Here is a 20,690-nt window from a genome sequence, read left to right as displayed (position 1 = left end):
ATGGCGCAACATCCGGCTCACGGAGCGCACGAAGCGCATGATTCCCATGAAGCGCACGGGTCGTTGAAGTCTTATGTCATCGGCTTCGCGCTATCGCTCGTCTTGACGGCGATCCCGTTGATCATCGTCCTTAACGACGTACTGGAGGGGACGTCGGCCAAGGTCGTGCTGCTCGCCTCCGCCGTGCTCCAATTCGTCGTGCAGTTGTTTTACTTCATGCATCTGAAAGAAGAGGGCAAACCTCGCTGGAATTTGATGGTGCTCATTCTAGGCTTGATTATCGTTCTGACGATCGTCGCAGGTTCGATCTGGATCATGACCTATAACAGCGTTGGTTAATAATTAGGAAAAAAGGCAAGAGTCGATTCATCCGACTCTTGCCTTTTTTATTGTTCGAAAACCGCCGTGATTACTCCGCTTCCGCATACCAAGGATTCAAGTGCACCATAACTTCGATGACGTCGGCGTCGGCATCCATAATACATTGCTTGATCTGGCGGCTTATATCATGGCCTTGCTGAATGGAGTATGCGCCGGGCACGCCGACTCGGACGTCGACCGTGATGTAGTGGCCGAACTCGCGGGCCCTAACGCGGTCGATACGCTTTACGTGCTCGACGTTGCGGAGCAATTGTTCGAATTGGGCCAGTTTCTCCACGTCGACGTTGCGCTCCATCAGAATATCGATGGAATCCCGGCCGATCTCGACGGCAAGCTTAAGCACAAGCAACGAAACGATGATGCCCGCGATCGGATCTCCGTAGGCGGCCCAGTGCCAATCGTAGCGGTCGCCGACTAAGCCGAGGCCGATACCCAGGACGGCTGCCAGAGAGGCATAAACGTCCGCGAGGTGGTCGTAAGCTGTCGCCATGACGCTCTTGCTGTTGGTTGCTTTCCCGACCCGAATCGTATATACGTACAGGATCTGTTTCCAGATCAGGGAAACGGCCGCAGCCCCAAGGGCGAGCCAGCTTTCCTCTCCGGGAGGCTTGAACAACGAACCGATCGATTGGAAGCCGATCCATAAGGCGGCGAGCACTAGAACGATCGCTACGAAAGCGGAAGCGACGACCTCGGCTTTGCCGTGTCCGTAAGGGTGGTCGTCGTCCGCCGGTTTCTTGGATACCATGGAGGAAGTCAACGCGGCGATCGTCGCGATGATGTCGCCCGCGTTGTGGACACCGTCCGCAAGAAGAACGGGGCTGGAGAGAAGAAGTCCGGCCGTCACCTTTATTATTGTCAGTACGATGTTGCTGATTAAACTGATCCATATCGCCATCAGTCCCGATTGATGCCTATCCGCCACAAAGATTGCCCCTTCAAATAAAGTTTGCCCCGTGCAAGAAAAAAATAAAGCTTCCGACCCTAAGGTCGGAAGCTTGTTATCGTCCATATCGCAAATATAGATGTGCGGGGTTTCATGGGTGAGAATCACCCTTTCTTCGAGCTCGAAAGTAAGAGGAAGCCTTAACTTAGTAATTATAACATAACATGAATCGGGGTACCAAATCCCGGTTCCGCAATGAGATTATACTAACGCTATTTATGCCTGATAGCTCTTTTACGTTGCATAGAAAACGCTAATCAGGGAAATTTAAGGAAAACAGACGGTTCGGGGTGGCGTATTCATGACTCGAAATCCAGCAGAATCCGTTAACGACAACTATGGATTGATCTCTTCCGATCTTCAGGAGAATATACGTAAAATTAAACAGGTTACCGGGAATAGCACGGATGTTCTGGTAAGAGAAATTAAACTAGGGGTTATTGAAGACAGGAAAGCGTGCATCGCTTATGTAGACGGGTTGATTAATTCTAATGCCGTGGATGATTTTATTATGGAATCTCTCATGTTCGGTAATCATGCGATTTCCCGCAAACTCCAGCAGGGGGAGGACATTTTACAATACCTTAAAGATTATGTTCTGACTACGGTTGCGCTGCAAGAGGATATTAAGGACTTTGATGCATTGCTTAATCTAATGTTGTCCGGTAATAGCATTCTCATAATCGACGGGTACATTTCCGCCTTTGCGCTTAGTATGAACGAATGGAGGGAACGGGCAATCACGGAGCCTACCTCGGAAACCGTTATCCGGGGTCCTAAGGAGGGTTTTAACGAGACTTTACGATGCAATACCGCATTGATTCGCAGGAAGATCAAATCCCCTAAGCTATGGTTGGAAACCTTTACGATAGGGAAAATGACGCAAACAAGCGTAGGAATATTTTATATGGATGGAATTGCCAACGAGAAGATCGTAGAGGAAGTAAGAACTCGTCTCAATCGCATTGATATAGATAGCATTCTTGATAGTAGTTATATTGAAGATTTGATTCAGGATGAAGCCATAACTCCCTTTCCAACGATATATAACACGGAGAGGCCTGATGTCATAGCAGCCGAACTGCTAGAAGGGAAAGTAGCCATTATCGTGGACGGCACCCCCTTCGCGCTTGTCGTACCTGCCTTGTTTGTTTCTTTTCTGCATGCGGCAGAGGATTATTACCACCGGGTTGATATCAGTACGTTCATTCGTATGCTGAGATTACTGGGAATTATGATCGGGCTATTGGCACCCTCCTTATATGTAGCCGTTACGACGTTTCATCCCGAGATGATCCCGCGTCCGTTGCTTTTCAGTCTGGCGGCCGAACGCGAAGGGCTCCCCTTTCCCGCGTTCATCGAAGCTTTATTAATGGAAATCACCTTCGAAATCTTGCGTGAAGCGAGTATTCGAATGCCTCGAAACATCGGTCAGGCCATGTCGATCGTCGGCTCGATCGTTCTAGGCACCGCAGCGGTGCAGGCAGGCTTTGTTTCCCCGGCGATTGTCATCGTAGTTTCAATTACCGCAATTGCCAGCTTCGTCATTCCTTCCAATGATATGGCGGTCTCGGTACGTTTGCTTAGGTTCCCATTGATGTTTTTGGGCGCATCGTTCGGAATATTCGGAATCATCCTGGGGCTTATTGCATTGGCTCTTCATCTCGTCAGTTTGCGTTCCTTTGGAGTACCCTATCTAACCCCGTTTGCGCCATTTGATTCGGAAGGTCAGAAAGATGGATTAATCAGAGCTCCGATTCAGTCCATGATATTTCGTCCGCGATTAATTGCTCGCCAGAACTTAATTCGGCGGCGCCTTCGCCATCGGAAGTAGGAAAGGGAACAGTATGAATAGAAGGCGATACCTGATTTTACTGCTTGTCAGCTTTATGATATTGACCGGCTGCTGGAGTCGTAAGGAATTAAACGATTACTTGTTAGTCTCTGGGATAGCCGTCGATAAATCCGGAGATCAATACTCGGTAACCGTACAAGTTACCGATCCATCTCAAATATCGAAGAAGAGCGGAGGAGGCGGCAACTCTCCGATCGTGTTGTACACGCAAAAGGGAAAGTCGATATCGGATGCCTTGAGAAGGATGACTACAATCATTCCCAGACAATTATACGTAGGACATATAAGCGTTCTGATCATTAGCGAACGTCTAGCGCGAGAAGGAATAACAAGCGTTCTGGACTATTTTACAAGACAGGTCCAATTTCGTACGGATTTTGATATTGTCGTTGCCAAAGGTTCGCATGCGGAAAGCGCTCTAAAGATTTTGACTCCCTTAGAAATGGTGTCGTCGACTTATATTTTCGATTCCCTCAAGACCTCGCAGAAACTGCTGGCTCCGATAAAGATCGAAAAATTAGATGATCTTTATAGCACATTGGAAAGCGAAGGGAAGAGTGCCGTACTTACGGGTTTGGAGGTCACGGGCGACTTTGAGCATGGAGAAAAAATGGATAATTTAAAAGAAAGCGTCCGACCCGCCAAAATCAATCTATTGGGATTGACCGTGTTCAAAGGGGATCGATTAGTCGGTTGGTTAAACGAGGATGAAAGCAGAGCGTTTAATTACATTACCAATAACGTATCGACTTCCGGTTTCGTAACGGCATGTCCGAAGGGAACCGGCAGCATTACCTATGGCATCGTACGTTCAAAAACAAAACTAAAAGGCAGCGTGAAGGATGGGATCCCCCATATTAACATTCACATTCGTTCCGAGCTAAGCGTAGATGAGATGGCCTGCGATGTGGATTTGACAAGTCCGAATACGATTGTCGATCTCCAGCGGAATGCCTCCTCTTATCTGAAAGACTTAATAAGGGACACGATCGATGAATTACAGTCGAAATATAAATCGGATATTTTCGGCTTCGGAGCGGTCATTCATCGTTCGGACCGTAAAGCATGGAAACAAATGAGCTCGGATTGGGACAAGCATTTTGCCGAATTACAGGTATCTATTCAAGTCGATATGAAAATCCGAGAAATAGGCGCAGTAGTCAATCCGCTTACGAAAAAAGAAGAAAAGGAATGATACAACATGCTGATAGTCGTATGTCTTATCCTTTTTGCAGCCATACTGGCCCTAGTGGAGGTTCCGCCGCTTTGGCGGCGGAAATTAAAGAAAGAGGCGTGGGTATTCTCCATCTTCTTATTAGGAGGTACTTTTCTAAGTATTGCTCAGACGATGCACGCCGTATTACCGAATCCTCTACTCTGGATAAATTACGTGTATACCCCAATAAGTAACATCGTTTTCAATCAACTACTAGGGTAGATGAACGGATATAAAGCGAGGGTGAAATATGGATAATCGAGTCGTGATTTCAAATCGGCAGTTCACTATATTGGTTATTATGAACGTCATTGGTACGACGATTTTGATTATTCCCTCTCTACTCGCTAAGGAGGCGAATCAAGATGCCTGGTTATCCGCAATCCTTGCGCTTGCGGTATCGATGCCGCTGCTCTGGTTATACTTAGCGATACATAAAAGACAGCCTACTAAGACGTTGGTACAGCTATTTGAAGTGGTGTTGGGAAAATGGGCGGGGAAGCTCTTCTCGTTGCTGTTTCTGATGATTTACCCGTTCTTTCTGGGTGCGTTAACCTTGAGGAACGTGGGAGATTTTTTGACTACACAAATTATGCCGGAAACTCCGATTGAAATGATTCATATCATTTTTATGATCGTGGTCGTATATGCCATGAAGTTGGGGTTGGAACCGATCGTGCGAGTATCGGAGCTTCTTATTCCGATCGCTCTTGTGATGCTCTTCATTATGTTCGTTTCGATTATTCCGCAAATCAAGGCCGAGAATTTGTTCCCCATTCTCGATAATGGATATAAGCCCGTAATAGGCGGCGCTATTCCGTTCATTAGCTTTCCGTTTTTGGAGAACGTCTTATTTCTAATGGTTTTACCTTCCGTAAGGGATCAATCTAAAGTTGGAAAAGCTTTATTCAAAGGAGTTATTATCGGCTGGGCTATTTTATTCCTTCTGATTCTGCTTACTATATTGGTACTCGGACCGTATATAACCGCAAGTAAAGTTTTTCCTAGTTATACGCTAGCCAAAAAAATAAATATCGCCGAGATCTTTGAGCGCGTGGAAATTACCATTGCGATCGCGTGGTTTATAACCAGCTTTATTAGGATTTGTTTTTATTTTTACTGCGCAGCGGCGGGGATCGCCCAAACCTTGGAGCTTAAAGATTATCGCAACCTTAGTATTCCGCTGGCTATGATGCTAATCGTATTTTCTTTAAGCTCCGTCCCCAATATCAGTTTTCTAATGAATACCGATTTGAGAACCTTGCCTTTTTTTAACTTAACCTTTGGATTATTACTGCCGTTAGCGTTGCTCATTATGTTGGCCGTAAAGAGCGGAATGAGAAAGCAATAAAGTTTCAGAACCGTTTATACTCGCCTGCTACTTCCCATTTATACGCTGTACATCGAGTAATGACGGCGAAGTCCGTTTAGGCTTGGTATACTGGGGAAAGAAGAAGGGGAGGCGAAGGAATGGAAAAGAAACGCGAGTTAAAAGTGTTGATTGCGCCGGATTCTTTCAAAGGAAGCCTGTCTGCTTCGGAGGCGGCCGAAGCGATGGCGAGAGGGGTAAGCAAGGCTGTCCCCGGAGCGAACGTTACGCTCGTTCCCGTCGCGGACGGAGGAGAGGGGACGGTCGAGGCATTCCTGCGCGCCGTCGGCGGAGTGCGCCGCGAAGCGAAAGTGACGGGACCGCTTGGCGAGCCGGTCGACGCCTTCTACGGAATCGTGGCCGAGGGAACGACGGCGGTTATCGAGATGGCCGCGGCTTCCGGTCTTCCGCTAATCCCGGCGAATCGCCGTAATCCGCTATTGGCTACCAGTTTCGGAACCGGAGAGCTTATTCGTCATGCGCTGAACTCGGGGTGCCGAAAAATCATTCTCGGGCTCGGGGGAAGCGCGACGGTCGATGGGGGGATGGGACTTATTCAGGCGCTTGGCGCGCGCGTGATGGACGCATCCGGGCAGGAAATCGAACGCGGAGGACAAGGATTGGAGCAGGTAGCGACAATCGGATTGGACGAGGTCGATGCGCGCCTTGGCGAGATCGACATTGAAATTATGTGCGACGTCTCGAATCCGTTGTGCGGTCCGGACGGAGCGGCTGCAGTGTACGGCCCCCAGAAAGGCGCTACGCAGGAGATGGTGACGAGATTGGATCGAGGGTTATCCAGAGCTGCGGATATTGCCGAGCAGCTCGCGGGGCAGCCTTGCAGGGATATTCCCGGTTGCGGCGCTGCCGGCGGTCTATTGGTCGGCTTGTGGGCGATTACGAGGCGATTAACGTTAAGGCCGGGCTTCGAGGTGCTTAGCGAAACGAGCGGACTCCGCGAAGCGATTTCCCGCGCGGACCTCGTACTGACCGGCGAGGGAAGGACCGATTCGCAGAGCGCAAATGGCAAAGTGCCGGCGGGCATCGGCGAACTTGCGGAACAATGCGGCAAGACGGCGGTTTGCTTGTCGGGTTCGTTAGGCGATGGAGCGGAGTTATTGTTGGAGCGGGGCATCTCTGCGTTATTCAGCGCGATCGACGCGCCGATGGAACTAGATGAAGCAATGGCGAACGCCGGAGCGTTGTTGGAGCGGGCCGCGGGTAATATCGTCAGGTTGTATGTAAAACAATAGTTTTAACTAATGTTCGGTTTTTGGATAATAATAATTGATTATTCTTTACAATATCGTAATTATTTCGACAATAGACGAATGATTATGTGATGAGGACATTGACATATACGTGTGGAAGGGTTATCCTACATAATAGAATAAAACGACGAACTCAGTCGGATTTACCTAGAATCGTCCATTCGTATATCCTTGGCAATAAGGGCCGGGGGTCTCTACCAGGAACCGTGAATTCCTGACTACGAAGGATGTGGATAACCACACCCTTCGATAGTCGGGATTTTTTGTGCTGTCCGGGCAATGGCATCGAGGGCTTAACCAGGAGGAGAGACAAGAATGAGCAATTATGACGTCATTGTCGTTGGAGCGGGTCCTGCCGGTATTTTTACCTGTTATGAATTAACGAGAACTTCCCCTAACCTGAAGGTGCTTCTAGTCGATAAAGGGCATGACATCAAGCAAAGACACTGTCCCATTCTTGAGAATAAAATCGAGCTTTGCCCGCCCCCCGCGGGGAAAAAGGAATTCGCCGGCTGCTTGCCCGCATGTTCGATTACGGCCGGCTTCGGCGGAGCGGGCGCGTACAGCGACGGTAAATTCAACATTACGACGGAATTCGGAGGCTGGCTGACCGATTATTTGCCTCACTCGCAAGTGTTGAACTTGATTCGTTACGTGGACGAAATCAACATCGAGCACGGCGCGACACTGAACGTGACCGATCCGACGACCGATTTCGTCCGCGACATCGAGCACCGGGGTTACGCGGCGGGCTTGAAGCTGCTCCGCGCGCAAGTCAGACATCTCGGCACCGAGCAGAACCTGGAAATTCTGAAGTCGATCCGGGAGTATCTGGATAGCCGTATCGATATGCGGTTCAAGACGGAAGTTGCCGACCTGCTCACGGTGAAGGAGAACGGATCGCATCGCGTTCGCGGCATCGCGCTCAAGAACGGAGAGGAAATCGAAGCGGATACCGTCGTCGTCGCTCCGGGACGGGATGGTTCCGGCTGGTTGACCGAGGTGCTGAAAAAACGCCGGCTCGCGATGGTCAACAACCAAGTCGACGTGGGCGTAAGGGTCGAGACTTCGGACGTCGTCATGCGGGAGATCAACGAGCATCTATACGAAGGGAAATTCATCTACAACACTTCGGTCGGTACGCGAGTACGGACGTTTTGCAGCAACCCGTCGGGCCATGTCGTCGTGGAAAACCACAGCGGAGTTATGGCAGCTAACGGGCACGCGTTCAAGGATCCCGCGCTCGGTTCCAAGAACACGAACTTCGCGTTGCTCGTCTCGCACAAATTCACCGAGCCGTTCGATAAGCCCAACGAGTATGCCCGCGAAATTTGCAAACGGGCCAATGATCTATCGAGCGGCGGCGTCATCGTCCAGAAGTTCGGGGACATCCTCAGAGGCCGGCGTTCCACGGCGGGGCGCATCAAGGAAGGCTTCATCGAGCCGACTTTGCATGAAGCGGTGCCGGGAGATCTGGGGCTCGTGCTTCCGTACAACACGATGAAAAGCTTAGTCGAAATGGTCGAAGCGCTGGACAAGGTCACTCCGGGAATCGCCTCCGAGCACACGCTGTTCTATGGCGTGGAAGCCAAGTTCTACTCGGCGCGTCCGAAGCTAAGCGACAAGCTGGAGACCGAAATCGCGGGACTTTATTGCGGCGGCGACGGAGCAGGCGTAACGCGAGGTTTGGCGCAAGCAGGCGCAGCGGGCGTCTGGATTGCCCGCGCGGTGGCGGAGCGGAAACAATAAGCGAGAGCTTCCGTTAAGGAGCCGTCCTATCTGGTCATTGACCGTAGGGCGGCTCTTTTTGTGTTAGGTTCTCCTCGAGAGAGCACACTTTCTCGCCGACCCCCCTAGCCGCGCTGTGGTTGTTGCAGAACGCGACAAATGATCGGCCTCACCAATGCTGCAAAATGCAACAATGACCGGGAGAAAAGGGAAGTTGGCCCCACCAATGCTGCAAAATGCAACAATGAGCGGGCGGAAGGGGGAGTTTGCCTCACCAATGCTGCAAAATGCAACAATGAGCGGGTGGAAGGGGGAGTTTGCCTCACCAATGCTGCAAAATGCAACAATGAGCGGGAGAAAAGGGAAGTCTTCTCAGAGTGGATAGCTGGATTAGACGGATTCCTGCAACCGTGCAGGTTTTTCGTCGCGTCGCCGACTGTAAAAGAGAAAACCTGCAAATGTGCAGGTGTACGGGATGAAAATTGATGGTATGGAGCTGACTTCTAGGAATGGATGCATATTAGCAGGTATTCGATTGAATCTTGTGAAAATCCCGAAAAAACCTGCGTTATCGCAGGTTTTTGAAAGGGACGAGGAATGGGGCGTTACGTTACAAACGTAGCAAGGTCGTTTGCTTGTACTTTAACGGTAGTCATAGTTACTTAGCGAGCCGCAGAGTGCGAATAATCCTGAGGCGTGAGACGGCTCACAACCTGACGAAGAGGTACATCAAGCCGGAGAGCAACAAGGACGCGATAAGCATGGCCGCGAAAGGGCGGGCGGCGCGGCTGCGGAAGTCGCGCAGATTCACGTTCAGGCCAAGTCCGGCCATCGCCATAGCCAACAATAATGTTGTGACGAGCGAAACGACTTCCAACAGCGGTGCAGGGTTTGCCGACAGCGTTGGAAGGGCATAGCTACCGAACAAGCTCATGGCGATGAAGCCGAACAGAAACCAAGGAATCGGCAAGGCGGGACGTTGTTGCGACGGATTATCGGATGGGAGAATGACCGCGCGTTTGCCCTTGCGGCGCGAGCGCCATGCCGATACGCCGACGATTCCTAGGCACGTCGGAACGAGCAACGCGACCCGGCAGAGCTTCGCCAATAGTCCATCGGACATCGCGTCGGTGCCTGCCGGAGCCGCGGCCATGGCGACGTGCGCGATCTCGTGCAGCGTCAGTCCCGACCATATCCCGTAAGAGGCGGCATCTAACGGCAGCCAAGGCTGTAGAAGCGTATAGGCCATCGCGAATGCCGTGCCGATTAATGCGATCAGACCGGCGCTCATCGCGGTGTCTTCTTCCTTCGATTTAAGTAACGGGGACACTGCCGCGATCGCGGCCGCGCCGCAGATCGCCGTGCCGACGGCGAGCAGGAACGTCAGCTTGCGGTCGGCGCGAAGCCAGCGTCCGAGCAGCCAGACGGCCGCGAGGGAGAAAACGACGGTTCCGCCGCTGCGCGCGAGCAAAGGGAGCCCTTGCTGGAGGAGCTCGCCGACGTTTAATTTAAGTCCGAACAAAACGATGGCTAGCCGAAGTAAAGTTCCGGACGAGTAACGGATGCCCTGGGCTAGCGCGGTCGGGTATCCGAATCGATGCCGGTAGGCGGCGGCCAGCAACAAGGTGCATGCAAGTGGTCCTAGGCGTGCGAGTACCGGCAAAAAGGATAAGCCCCATCCGGATAGGGCGATGATCAACGTGAGCAGAATGCCGTATCCCCGAGAGGATGCGACGGGAAAAGAGGCGGAAGGTTGCGAGATTCTGGAGATCATGATGGCTGATTCCTCCCTTGCGGATTAATACTCTTAGCATACTTCGCTTACATGCATAAGGAAAATCAATTATAATTATGTTTATGGTAAGTGAATACTTATTCATGAGATGGAGGCGAGACCGACATGGATCAATCGTTGAATGTATTTACGGAGGTCGCAGATACCCGGAACTTCTCTAGGGCGGCGGAAAGGTTGCATATGACCCAGCCTGCCGTAAGCCAGCATATCCGAACGTTGGAGGAACGGCTTAAGGTAAGGCTGTTAGAGCGCAACAATAAGTCCGTGACGTTAACACGCGCGGGAGAAATCGTGCTTCATCATGCGAAGGAAATCGGCGGCTTGTATCGGCGGATGGAAGAAATGGTGGATGAGCTTATGCACTACACCGGAGGTCCGCTAGCGATCGGAGCGAGTTATACGTTCGGTGAATACGTCCTACCCTCGACACTTGCGCGTCTAAGCGAACAATTCCCGGCGATCCGTCCGGCGGTCACGATCGGGAATACGGCCGATATCGCGGAGCAGGTGCGCAATCGGGTGCTGGACGTCGGGATTGTGGAGGGCGAAGAGATCGGAACGGGGTTAAGCATAGAAAGGCTGGCCGAAGACGAGATGTTCGTCGCAGCCGGAGCGGGTCATCCGTTATCCGGACATTCCGTCGTTTCGATTCGTTCCTTGGAGGAACAAACGTGGCTTGTGAGGGAGAAAGGGTCGGGTACACGGGCGGCCGCGGACAAGTTGTTCGCAGAGCTGTCGATCCATCCGGAGCGCTTGCTTGAGATGGGGAGCACTCAATCGATCAAAGAAACGGTAGAAGCCGGGCTCGGAGTCACCTTGCAGTCGCGCTGGGCGCTACGCAAGGAACTCGGGCTCGGCTCCTTAATCCTGTTGCCGGTCGAAGGATTGCCCTTCAAGCGCGGCTTCCATATTCTATTGCGTCACGGGGACCTGCGGACGAGAACGATCGAGATGTTCCTGCAGACGCTGCGTTCCATGACGTCGTCCATGCTCTCGCCCGCGGATTAAGCTTCCTGCGAGATTTTCTTGAAGGCTTCGAGGAATTGCGCGGAGGGATAAGCTCCGGACAGCGCAAACTTGTTGTTGATAATGAAGAAGGGCACGCCCGTAATGCCGATGGCTTGGGCGGATTCTTGGTCCTGCTTCACGTCTTCGAGTCCTTCTCCCGCCTCGAGCAGGCTTCTAGCTTCCTCTGCATCGAGTCCGAGCTCGGCGGCGATCTCCATCAGAACATCAAGCTGGGCGATATCGCGGCCGTCTTCGAAATAGGCTTTCATAACCGCGTCGATCCAATGAACTTCATCGTCCGCCGGCAGCAAAGCCGTGATTCGATGGGCTAGCACGGTGTTCGGCATGCGCTTCACGTTGTCGAAATCGAACTTCACTCCGACCGCGGTTCCGGCGTCGGTAACTCGTTGCAACATTGGGCGCAGGCGCTCGGCTCCGCCCATTTTTTTCTCCATGACGCTATCGAAAGGCAAGCCCTCCGGCGGCAATGCCGGATCCAGTTGGTAAGCGTGATAGCTGACCTCGACCGTTTGGCCGCTTTGTTCATGCCAGGCTTCGATCGCGTCGCTCATATTCTTTTTGCCGATTCGGCACCAAGGACATACCATATCGGAATAAACATCGATTTTCATCGGGATCACCTCATTCGAATGATTTAACTGTGCTCTCAGTATGGCAGATTAGAATTCGGCATTCAATGTGCGGATGGAAATCCGTCGTGATAAAATGAAAACAACATAACCCGGACCAACGGAGGAGGAGGCTATCATGAAATTAAAATTAGATTCGACGGTCGAGTTGCTGAACGGCGTGGAAATGCCCCGACTCGGCTTGGGCGTCTGGCGCGCGCAAGACGGACAAGAAACCGAGAACGCGGTATCGGTTGCCCTGAAGGCAGGTTATCGTAGTATCGATACCGCATCGATGTATCAGAACGAGCAAGGAGTCGGACGGGCTATTCGCGCGTCGGGCATTCCTCGCGAGCAAGTATTCGTTACGACGAAGGTGTGGAATAACGAGCAAGGTTACGACAGCACTTTACGGGCATTCAGTGAAAGTCTCGACCGCTTGGAGATGGAATATGCGGACTTGTATTTGGTGCATTGGCCGGTCGTCGGCAAATACAAGGAAACTTACCGCGCTTTGGAGGAGATGTACGATCAAGGGCGCGTTCGCGCGATCGGGGTAAGCAACTTCAATATTCATCACCTCGAGGACTTGATGGGGACTTGCCGAATCAAGCCGATGGTTAATCAGGTCGAGCTCCATCCTTTACATACGCAGAAGAAACTGTTCGCCTTTTGCCGCAAGGAAGGTATTCAATTGGAATCATGGCGTCCGCTCATGCAAGGGCGATTGGATCTGCCCCTTATCCAGGAGCTGGCTGCGAAATACGGTAAAACAGCCGCCCAAATCGTTCTCAGATGGCACTTGCAGCTTGGCATCGTAACGATTCCGAAATCCGTGCGGGAAGCACGTATCCTCGAGAACGCCGATTTGTTCGATTTCGAACTGGAGCCCGAAGACATGGTCCGGATCGATGGATTGAATCAGAATCAACGCTTCGGAGCGGATCCGGACCATATTGATTTCTAAAGTATGCGGCGGAGCTTTTCCTGAAATACTACGAAGGTCGGCGGCCTCTTGACAGCCTCAACTGTAACTGATATTATTACAGTAATCACCGGGGAGGCTTAACGCATGAACAGTGAATTCGTAATCGCCGTCCATAGCCTTGTGCTTCTGGCGCATCGCCCCGATGGGATGGCATCGAGCGAGGAAATCGCGACCAACGTGTGTACGAACCCGGTTCGCGTCCGCAAGGTCATGAGCTGTTTGCGTAAGAATGGTTTCGTCGATACGAGGGAAGGCTCCGGCGGTGGATATCGGTTATCTCGCGAACCCGATAACGTTACGTTGGCGGACATCTACCGGGCATTGGCTTCGGGATCGCTCGCGCCTAGCTGGTGCAGCGGAGATCCGGAATCGGATTGCATGGTCGGCTCGAACATGGGGAACGTCATGAACGCCGTGTTCTGCGGCGCCGATCAGCAACTGGAAACGTATTTCGAGTCGATCACGATCGGTAGGATGTTGTCTAGCATAACGGCCACGGCAAAAGGTTAGAGGAACGGATGGAGCGGGTAATGACATAGGACTACCCGATCATCATAGAGGTTTAATCCATTATTTCACTTCGGATAGGAGAGATGTGTGATGGCAGTCGCAATTACGAAAGACAACTTCACGGAAAATGTAGCGCAAGGTGTATCCTTGCTTGATTTCTGGGCGCCTTGGTGCGGACCTTGCAAAATGCAGCTTCCGATCGTGGAAGAATTGTCCGAAGAACTGAAAGGCACGGCGACGATTGCGAAAGTTAACGTCGACGAAGAGCCTGAGCTCGCAAGCCAATTCGGAGTCATGAGCATTCCGACTCTGATCCTGTTCAAAGACGGCCAACCGGTCGACAAATTGGTCGGTTTGCAAAGCAAAGAATCGCTGAAAGCGAAAATCCAGAACCACCTGTAAGCCGAATCGCTTCGCGAAACGGACCAAACGCCGCTTGAACCGCTCCTTAGGGGACGGGCCAAGCGGCGTTTGTCATTTAGTCGGCTCTCACCCAAACAGTCATTTCCCCGAGACCCCGGTTCCCCCACATGAAGTAGGGGACAGCCCGGACGGCGACGGTCTCGAAATGCTTTTTCTTGCTTGCCGGAGCATAAAGTTCTCCGTCTTCCCATCCTCCGGCCTCGTCTTTGAGGGCTTCCGCGCGAATCACGACGGCGCCTCCGAGGAAATTCGATTCGAATTCCGCGCGGAGCGACGATTCCGTCGAGAAGCGAAGGGACGCTAACGGTTTGCCGTTGTCGGCCTCCTCCAGGCAATAAACAAGCGGGCCGTACTGGATGGCCGCTTTGCCCGCGTTCTCCCGAACTTCCGGATGAGCCATGATCCATCTTGCCTTCATCGGCAGCTCCCAATTCAGCGTGTCCGCATCCGACCATTCCCTGTTGATATAGACGTACCCATCCACAACCGCGAAGGTTTCCCGTTCCACGGGGACGCCGTTCAGAAGCAGGCGTTGTTCGCCGTCGCACCACGAAGGGATGCGAAGGGCGATCGTGAATCTTGCCTTCTTGGTCAACGACACTTTTAATTTGACGTCTCCTCGCCAAGGAAGAGACGATTCCTGGCTTAACGTTATAGGCAAATCGCCCAGTTCGCCGCTCCATTCCCCGCCGATAAATAGATGCGCGTAAATCGTTTTAGAAGCTTCGTCCACCGAGTACACATAATCGCCTAGGGACGCGATCAGGCGGGCGATGTTCGGAGGGCAACAAGCGCAGCCATACCATTTGGGCCGGCTCGGCAAGACGTGGCGTTTGCCGGGATTGCGGGCGCTGGCTTCGGGCCATACTTCAAGAGGATTCACGTAGAAATAATGGCTTCCGTCGATCGACATCCCCGCCAAGACAAGATTGAACAACGCCCGTTCCATAACGTCCGCGTATTTGCGATGGGACTTTAATCGCAACATGCGTTGCGCGAAGAAGACGAGTCCGATCGAAGCGCAAGTTTCCGCGTACACGGTGTCGTTCGGCAGATCGTAGTCGAACGTGAAAGCTTCGCCGTGGTGGGTCGATCCGATGCCACCGGTAACGTACATTTGTTTGCCGGTCGTATTGTCCCAAAGCCGCTCGCAAGCGCGAAGCAACTCTTGATCGCCGTCCAACCGGGCGAGGTCGGCCATCGCGGCATACATATACATGGCTCTGACCGAATGTCCGACAGCAACCGATTGTTGCCTGACGGGAAGATGACTCTGGAAGTATTCGTTATTCGGGCGCGGCGCCGGGATTCCGTTGCTGTAATGGTTGGTTCGGCCTCGGTTTTCCCATTCTCGATCGAAGAAGGAGGGCTCCTGTCCCCGTTCGTCGATGAAATATCGGCTAATACTTAAGTAACGTTCGTTTCCGGTTGCCCGAAAAAGTTTGACGAGCGCCAATTCGATTTCCTGGTGACCGTCATACCCTCTTATCTGTCCGGGTTCGGTCCCGAACACGTCGCCGATATAGTCCGCGAAGCGGCACATCGCATCGAGCAGGCGGCGTTTCCCAGTCCCCTCGAAATAAGCGACCGCGGCTTCAATCATGTGGCCCGCGCAGTAAAGCTCGTGACAGTCCGTCAAATTCGTCCAGCGCTTGTCCGGAGCTTCGACCGTGAAATAAGTGTTCAAGTAACCGTCCGGCCTCTGCGCTTTGATTACAAGCTCGATGGCTTCGTCCGCGATTCGCTCCAATTCCTGATCCGGATGTGTGGCCAGCGAATGCCCGACGGCTTCCAGCCATTTGGCCAGATCGCTGTCTTGGAACACCCACCCTTTGAACGTGCCTTCCTCCAATCCCGCGGCGATGCGGAAATTGCGGATGGCGTGACTCGGCTCCGCGTCGGCAACCCGGTCGTTCAAAGTTTCCCATTGATATGGAATGACGGTATCCCGTATTAGTTTCCCGTAAGGCGACCAGAAGGCATCGTCGATAATGGCTCGGTTGATCCGTTCGGACATGTTCGTCGCTCCTCGCATGTTTTATCGTTCGTTATTCGTACGAGGTCTATTTTATGGGAACGAATCCGATTACAATAGAACTTAATTGAACCTATTATTTATAAAATTACACACAAAGGCGATGAGTCGAGTGTCGGATAATACCCCGGTTTTATCGTTCTTCGCGCCGCCGTTTCCTTATTACACGGAAAGCGGGGAAGCAAGATTTGAACCCGGAGAGCAACACCCGAACCGCACGGGTTTAGGCGTATTCGATCTCCTGTTCGTAGTGAAGGGGACGCTGCATATCGGAGAAGAAAGCAGCCATTGGAGCCTTCGTCGGGGGGACGCCTTGGTTCTTCTTCCGGACAAGCATCATTATCCCGTTAAACCGTGCGAGGAATCGACGGAATTTTACTGGGTTCATTTTCAGAGCCCAAACCGTTGGCAGGAAGGCGAGCGTCTGCCGGGAGCGAACGCGATCGTACTCGCCAAGCAGTGGGCCGTTGCAGACTTCGACCATGCGGAAAGACTGATTCGCAAGCTGATCGGTTTGGCCGTAAAGCCGCGCTCTCTCTCCTTGTGGGAGGAGCAAAGCGCGTTCTGGGATCTGCTCCGCTACATGGAGGAAGGCGGCAACGCGGATAACCAGTCTCCCTCGCGGCTGATCGCCGAAAAAGCCGAAGCCTATATCAAACGATTTTATCCGACGGACGTGACGAACGAGACGCTGGCTAACGCGCTGCATTTTCACCCCAATTACGTGACTCGTTGCATGAAAGAGGTTTACGGCTGCACGCCGATGAGTTACCTGAATCGTTATCGAATCGAACAGGCACAGTTGCTACTGCTTAAGACGGAAGGGGGTATCTCGTCGATCGCCGAACAGGTCGGCTTCCGATACGCTCCCTATTTCTCGAACTGCTTCAGGAAGCTGATAGGAGAATCTCCGATGCAATACCGTCGCAGGTACACGGGCGGGTCGAAAATTCCGTTGCGGGAAAATGGGGCAAACGTATGATGCAAGCGGGTCTTGCGAAAATAGTAGCATGGCGTTATAATCGGATTGACCGACTGACCGAAAATGGATTTTAGTCATTTCCGTAGAAAGGAGCGATTCGTTTGACCGTTGACCGCAGGAAGCAGATCGTCGAAGCGGCTGCCAAGTCCTTTTCCTTATTCGGCTACAAAGCGACGACGATGGATCAAGTCGCGAAGCTTGCCAATGTCGGGAAGGGCACGATCTATACGTTCTTCGCCAACAAAGAAGAGCTGTTCGACGAGATCATGGGCAACTTGATTCAAGAGATGAAGGTGCTGGCCGACACGGAATACGACGCGGATCGTCACTTCTTCGATAATCTCAACCGGATTTTGTACCGGCTGCTCGATTACCGGGAGAGACACCAGCTTGCGGTGAAGATGATTCACGAGATCCGCGACATGGGAACCCCGAAGGCGTTGGAGGGAATGCGCCAGTTGGAGAATGCCATCTTGTCGTACATCCAGGTGAAGATTCGGGCGGCTATCGACAAAGGCGAGCTGAAGCCGTGCGATCCGGAGATTACCGCGTTCGTCATGGTGAAGCTATACGTGGCGCTTGCGTCCGAATGGGCCTTCGGGCGTCCGCCGTTAGAGAAGGAGAGAATCGCCGAACTGATCCGGTTATATCTAATGAACGGGTTATCCGCGGATTAACGCTTTGGAGCGTCTTCCGCTTTTTTTTACCGCAAAATGACCAAATGAACAAAGTAGTCACATTGTACAGGGAGTGTTGTAGATGAGCGGATTAAAACAATTTTGGAAAGAAATCTCCACGATCGGGCGCCGCCCGAAACTGCTGATTCCGATGGTCGGAATTCTCATGATTCCGGTCATGTATAGCGGGATGTTCCTAGGAGCGTTCTGGGATCCTTACAGCCATCTGGATAAGTTGCCCGTTGCAGTCGTAAATTCCGACCAAGGCTCGGAGCACGAGGGAGAGGCGCTCCATATCGGGAATGATTTCGTAGCGAAGCTGAAGGAAGACGGCTCGTTCGCCTATCGGTTCGTGAGCGAGTCCGAAGCCCGTAAAGGGCTTGAGGATCAAACCTTCTATATGGCGATCGAGATTCCGTCCGATTTCTCCGCGAAGACGGAGACACTGACGACGGAGCAGCCGCAACAAGCGGAAATCGTCTTTATTCCGAACCCGAGCTCGAATTATCTCGCTTCGCAGATCGGGAAGAACGCCGTGGAGAAAATGAAGTCCGAGCTCAGCCAGGAAGTGACTAAGGCATACGCGAAGACGGTGTTCGACCAAATCGGCAAGCTTGCGGACGGGCTTGGCCAAGCGAGCGACGGGGCGAGCACGATCGCGCAAGGAACGAAGGACGCGACGGACGGCGCGGAGCGGATCGAGAGCAATTTGAATCAGCTCATGTCCGGGTCCGTGACGTTGAAGGGCGGAGTTGCCAAGCTCGTGTCCGGCGCGGGCGAATTGGAGAAAGGCGCGGCCGAGCTGCAGAAGGGTAGCGCTCCGTTGGCGGCGGGTTTAGTTAAGCTGAGCGACGGAAGCGCTCGGTTGGAGCAAGGCGCCGCGGCCGCGCATTCGGGCGCGGCTCAACTGGCCGCGGGGTTGACGCAATCGGCGGCGGGCGTGGCGAAGTTGGATGATGGCGCCGCGGCGCTGGCGACGGGGCTGGAGCAATACGCGAAGGCGCATCCGGAGCTTGCGGAGGATGACGGGCTGAAGCAACTTCTGGCGGCGAGCAAGCAGCTGGCCGCGGGCACGGGCGAAGCGAAGCAAGCGCAGGGACAGCTCGTGGCTGGAGCGAACGCGTTAAGCGAAGGGACGTCCGGGTTAGCGGACGGATTGAAACAGTTAGGTCAACAGCTAGGCGTCGCTTCGGCGGGCGGAAGCCGATTAGCGGAAGGCGCGAGCGCTTTGCACGAAGGCGCTAGCAAGCTCGGTGTCGGATTGAGCGAGTTGGCAAGCGGCTTCGATCGTTTCGTTGACGGTTCCGGCCAATTGGATCAGGGCGCGAAGCGGATGACGGCGGGGTTGGTGAAGCTGAAAGAAGGAACGGGGGAGCTGTCAGGCAAGCTGTCGGACGCGGCGAATCAAACTTCCGGCTTTAACGGGGGGGATTCGGCGGCGACTATGTTCTCTAGCCCGGTGAAGCTGGACGTCGAAGATACCGGGAACGTGGCGAATTACGGTACGGGTTTCGCGCCGTATTTTATCTCGATGGGTTTGTTCGTCGGGGCCTTGCTGTTAACCGTCGTCTATGCGGTGAAGGAACCGATAGCAAAGCCTTCGAGCGGATGGAGCTGGTTCGTCGGCAAGCTGTTGACGATGATCGCCGTAGGTACGATCCAAGCGGTGATCGCGGACACGATATTATTGCTGGCCGTCGGACTAAAGGTCCAAAGCGTGCCGCTGTTGTTCCTGTTCAGCGTCGTGACGAGCATTACGTTCATGGCGATCATTCAGTTCCTTGTCGCGTCGATGCAGAATCCGGGAAGATTCATCGCGATCATTCTGCTCATCTTCCAGCTCACGAGCTCGGGAGGCACGTTCCCGCTCGAGATGATTCCGGGCTGGTTGCAGAACATCAGCGCATGGCTTCCGATGACGCATACGATCGCCGGCTTCAAGGCTATCATCTCCAGCGGACAATATTCGTTCATGTGGGATAACGTCTGGAAGTTGCTTGCTTATTTCGCGGCATTCGCGCTCTTATCCTTGGTCTATTTCACGATGGCTTACAGAAAAGAGTATGCCGTCTCGCGAGGGGCGAGCCAAGATCAGGCGTTAGCCCAATAAGGAAAAGAGACTGGGTTCGGGACTTGTGTCCCTTACCCAGTCTCTTTTCTTTATACGGTCCATTGTCCGTGCAGAATGGCGACAAGCTTCCAATCGGTATCTTCCGGCACGAAGACGAGCACTAAGCTCTGCCAGTCCATCCCGTCGAGCTTCTCGTCGAAGCCCGGGAAGTGGAATTCCACGTAAGAAGCATTAGGATATATTTTGGCAACATTGAATTCGACGTTGCCCTTCCCTACGATCTTATTGACGCTGATGTCGGGAGCGTCGGCGAAGTCTTTATTGTACACGAATTTCTCGTAATACTCGCGGAACGTCAACTCGATCGCGTCGCCGCTGCCGTCCGCAATGCCCCACTTCAGCTTGCTCGTATCTTTGAAAGTCGGCAGCTTGTCGGGCATGTACACGAGATCGGCGTCCGAATTCAGATGAGTGGAAGGCGAGAACCTTAACCCCTGATTCGGATCGATCCAGGCAAGCAGCGAATTAAGATCCCTCTCGCGCAGCAAGCCTACGACTTCTACGGCCGCTTCCTTCAGCGCTGCGCTGTCTCCCTCCGGAGTCGACGCTTGGTCATTCGGAGAAGGAGAAGCTTCGTTACTTGCGGTAACAGTAGGTTCAATCCCTAGGGATGGAGTGGCGGACTTTGTCGATTGCGGGACATCGGTTGTCCCGTTCGAATTATTGGAGCTGGCTCCGCAGCCGGCCAATAGAAGAGCGAGAAGAGCCGTTACCAGAAGCAGGTACGTTCTTCGCATGAAGCATTC

General features: G+C 52.8%; 19 protein-coding genes and 1 riboswitch. Of the genes, 14 read left to right on the top strand and 5 right to left on the bottom strand.

The features are described from left to right. Complete coding sequence (gene cyoD / locus D7Z26_RS23915; protein ID WP_120979542.1) at positions 1-339, top strand: cytochrome o ubiquinol oxidase subunit IV; 339 nt, start codon at positions 1-3, stop codon at positions 337-339. 70 nt (positions 340-409) lie between these two features. On the opposite strand, the gene D7Z26_RS23910 is transcribed toward cyoD, so the two are convergent. Next, positions 410-1,306 (bottom strand): cation diffusion facilitator family transporter, encoded by an 897-nt coding sequence (locus tag D7Z26_RS23910; protein ID WP_233567168.1) that lies wholly within the window; start codon positions 1,304-1,306, stop codon positions 410-412. Positions 1,307-1,628: 322 nt separating this feature from the next. On the opposite strand from D7Z26_RS23910, the gene D7Z26_RS23905 reads away from it, so the two are divergent. From D7Z26_RS23905 to D7Z26_RS27205, 6 genes are all read left to right on the top strand, one after another. Next, positions 1,629-3,161 carry a spore germination protein gene (locus D7Z26_RS23905; RefSeq protein ID WP_120979541.1) on the top strand — a complete coding sequence of 511 codons (1,533 nt, stop codon included), beginning with the start codon at positions 1,629-1,631 and terminating at the stop codon, positions 3,159-3,161. Between the two features lie 13 nt (positions 3,162-3,174). Continuing rightward, positions 3,175-4,377 carry a Ger(x)C family spore germination protein gene (locus D7Z26_RS23900; protein ID WP_120979540.1) on the top strand — a complete coding sequence of 401 codons (1,203 nt, stop codon included), beginning with the start codon at positions 3,175-3,177 and terminating at the stop codon, positions 4,375-4,377. A gap of 271 nt (positions 4,378-4,648) precedes the next feature. After that, positions 4,649-5,749 (top strand): GerAB/ArcD/ProY family transporter, encoded by a 1,101-nt coding sequence (locus D7Z26_RS23890; RefSeq protein ID WP_120979538.1) that lies wholly within the window; start codon positions 4,649-4,651, stop codon positions 5,747-5,749. Positions 5,750-5,868: 119 nt separating this feature from the next. Continuing rightward, positions 5,869-7,020: a glycerate kinase gene (locus tag D7Z26_RS23885; protein WP_120979537.1), complete on the top strand. Its 1,152-nt coding sequence runs from the start codon at positions 5,869-5,871 to the stop codon at positions 7,018-7,020. Between the two features lie 159 nt (positions 7,021-7,179). Further along, positions 7,180-7,279: riboswitch (purine riboswitch) on the top strand. Between the two features lie 74 nt (positions 7,280-7,353). Continuing rightward, positions 7,354-8,787: an NAD(P)/FAD-dependent oxidoreductase gene (locus tag D7Z26_RS23880; RefSeq protein WP_120979536.1), complete on the top strand. Its 1,434-nt coding sequence runs from the start codon at positions 7,354-7,356 to the stop codon at positions 8,785-8,787. Between the two features lie 138 nt (positions 8,788-8,925). After that, positions 8,926-9,252, top strand: a complete 327-nt coding sequence (locus tag D7Z26_RS27205) for a hypothetical protein (protein WP_147423891.1) — start codon at positions 8,926-8,928, stop codon at positions 9,250-9,252. Between the two features lie 220 nt (positions 9,253-9,472). Here D7Z26_RS27205 and D7Z26_RS23875 read toward each other — a convergent pair whose 3' ends face one another. Next, entirely contained in the window at positions 9,473-10,540 is a 1,068-nt protein-coding gene (locus D7Z26_RS23875) for a YeiH family protein (RefSeq protein WP_120979535.1), read from the bottom strand. 126 nt (positions 10,541-10,666) lie between these two features. On the opposite strand from D7Z26_RS23875, the gene D7Z26_RS23870 reads away from it, so the two are divergent. Continuing rightward, positions 10,667-11,569 carry a LysR family transcriptional regulator gene (locus tag D7Z26_RS23870; protein ID WP_120979534.1) on the top strand — a complete coding sequence of 301 codons (903 nt, stop codon included), beginning with the start codon at positions 10,667-10,669 and terminating at the stop codon, positions 11,567-11,569. Here the strand turns inward: D7Z26_RS23870 and D7Z26_RS23865 are convergent. Next, positions 11,566-12,201 carry a DsbA family oxidoreductase gene (locus tag D7Z26_RS23865; protein ID WP_120979533.1) on the bottom strand — a complete coding sequence of 212 codons (636 nt, stop codon included), beginning with the start codon at positions 12,199-12,201 and terminating at the stop codon, positions 11,566-11,568. The genes D7Z26_RS23870 and D7Z26_RS23865 overlap by 4 nt on opposite strands. 136 nt (positions 12,202-12,337) lie before the next feature. Here D7Z26_RS23865 and D7Z26_RS23860 point away from each other — a divergent pair, with 136 nt between their 5' ends. From D7Z26_RS23860 to trxA, 3 genes are all read left to right on the top strand, one after another. Continuing rightward, positions 12,338-13,165, top strand: coding sequence for an aldo/keto reductase (locus D7Z26_RS23860; RefSeq protein WP_120979532.1), 828 nt, complete (start codon positions 12,338-12,340; stop codon positions 13,163-13,165). A 105-nt stretch (positions 13,166-13,270) separates the two neighbouring features. Next, positions 13,271-13,696: an RrF2 family transcriptional regulator gene (locus tag D7Z26_RS23855; RefSeq protein ID WP_120979531.1), complete on the top strand. Its 426-nt coding sequence runs from the start codon at positions 13,271-13,273 to the stop codon at positions 13,694-13,696. Positions 13,697-13,786: 90 nt separating this feature from the next. Beyond that, on the top strand, positions 13,787-14,098 hold the full coding sequence (trxA, locus tag D7Z26_RS23850; protein WP_120979530.1) for a thioredoxin: 312 nt from the start codon (positions 13,787-13,789) through the stop codon (positions 14,096-14,098). Positions 14,099-14,174: 76 nt separating this feature from the next. Here the strand turns inward: trxA and D7Z26_RS23845 are convergent, their stop codons facing one another. Further along, positions 14,175-16,136: a glycoside hydrolase family 127 protein gene (locus tag D7Z26_RS23845; RefSeq protein WP_120979529.1), complete on the bottom strand. Its 1,962-nt coding sequence runs from the start codon at positions 16,134-16,136 to the stop codon at positions 14,175-14,177. A 130-nt stretch (positions 16,137-16,266) separates the two neighbouring features. Between D7Z26_RS23845 and D7Z26_RS23840 the strand changes: the two genes are divergently transcribed. From D7Z26_RS23840 to D7Z26_RS23830, 3 genes are all read left to right on the top strand, one after another. Beyond that, entirely contained in the window at positions 16,267-17,136 is an 870-nt protein-coding gene (locus D7Z26_RS23840; RefSeq protein ID WP_233567165.1) for a helix-turn-helix transcriptional regulator, read from the top strand. Positions 17,137-17,237: 101 nt separating this feature from the next. After that, on the top strand, positions 17,238-17,813 hold the full coding sequence (locus D7Z26_RS23835) for a TetR/AcrR family transcriptional regulator (protein WP_120979527.1): 576 nt from the start codon (positions 17,238-17,240) through the stop codon (positions 17,811-17,813). An 82-nt stretch (positions 17,814-17,895) separates the two neighbouring features. Next, a complete protein-coding gene (locus D7Z26_RS23830; RefSeq protein WP_120979526.1) occupies positions 17,896-19,923 on the top strand; it encodes a YhgE/Pip domain-containing protein in 2,028 nt (675 codons plus the stop codon). Positions 19,924-19,973: 50 nt separating this feature from the next. Here the strand turns inward: D7Z26_RS23830 and D7Z26_RS23825 are convergent, their stop codons facing one another. Next, positions 19,974-20,681: a hypothetical protein gene (locus D7Z26_RS23825; protein WP_120979525.1), complete on the bottom strand. Its 708-nt coding sequence runs from the start codon at positions 20,679-20,681 to the stop codon at positions 19,974-19,976. Positions 20,682-20,690 lie beyond the last annotated feature (9 nt).

This window comes from Cohnella endophytica (assembly GCF_003628305.1).
GTDB lineage: Bacteria > Bacillota > Bacilli > Paenibacillales > Paenibacillaceae > Cohnella > Cohnella endophytica.
This window is presented reverse-complemented; position numbering and strand designations above follow the sequence as displayed.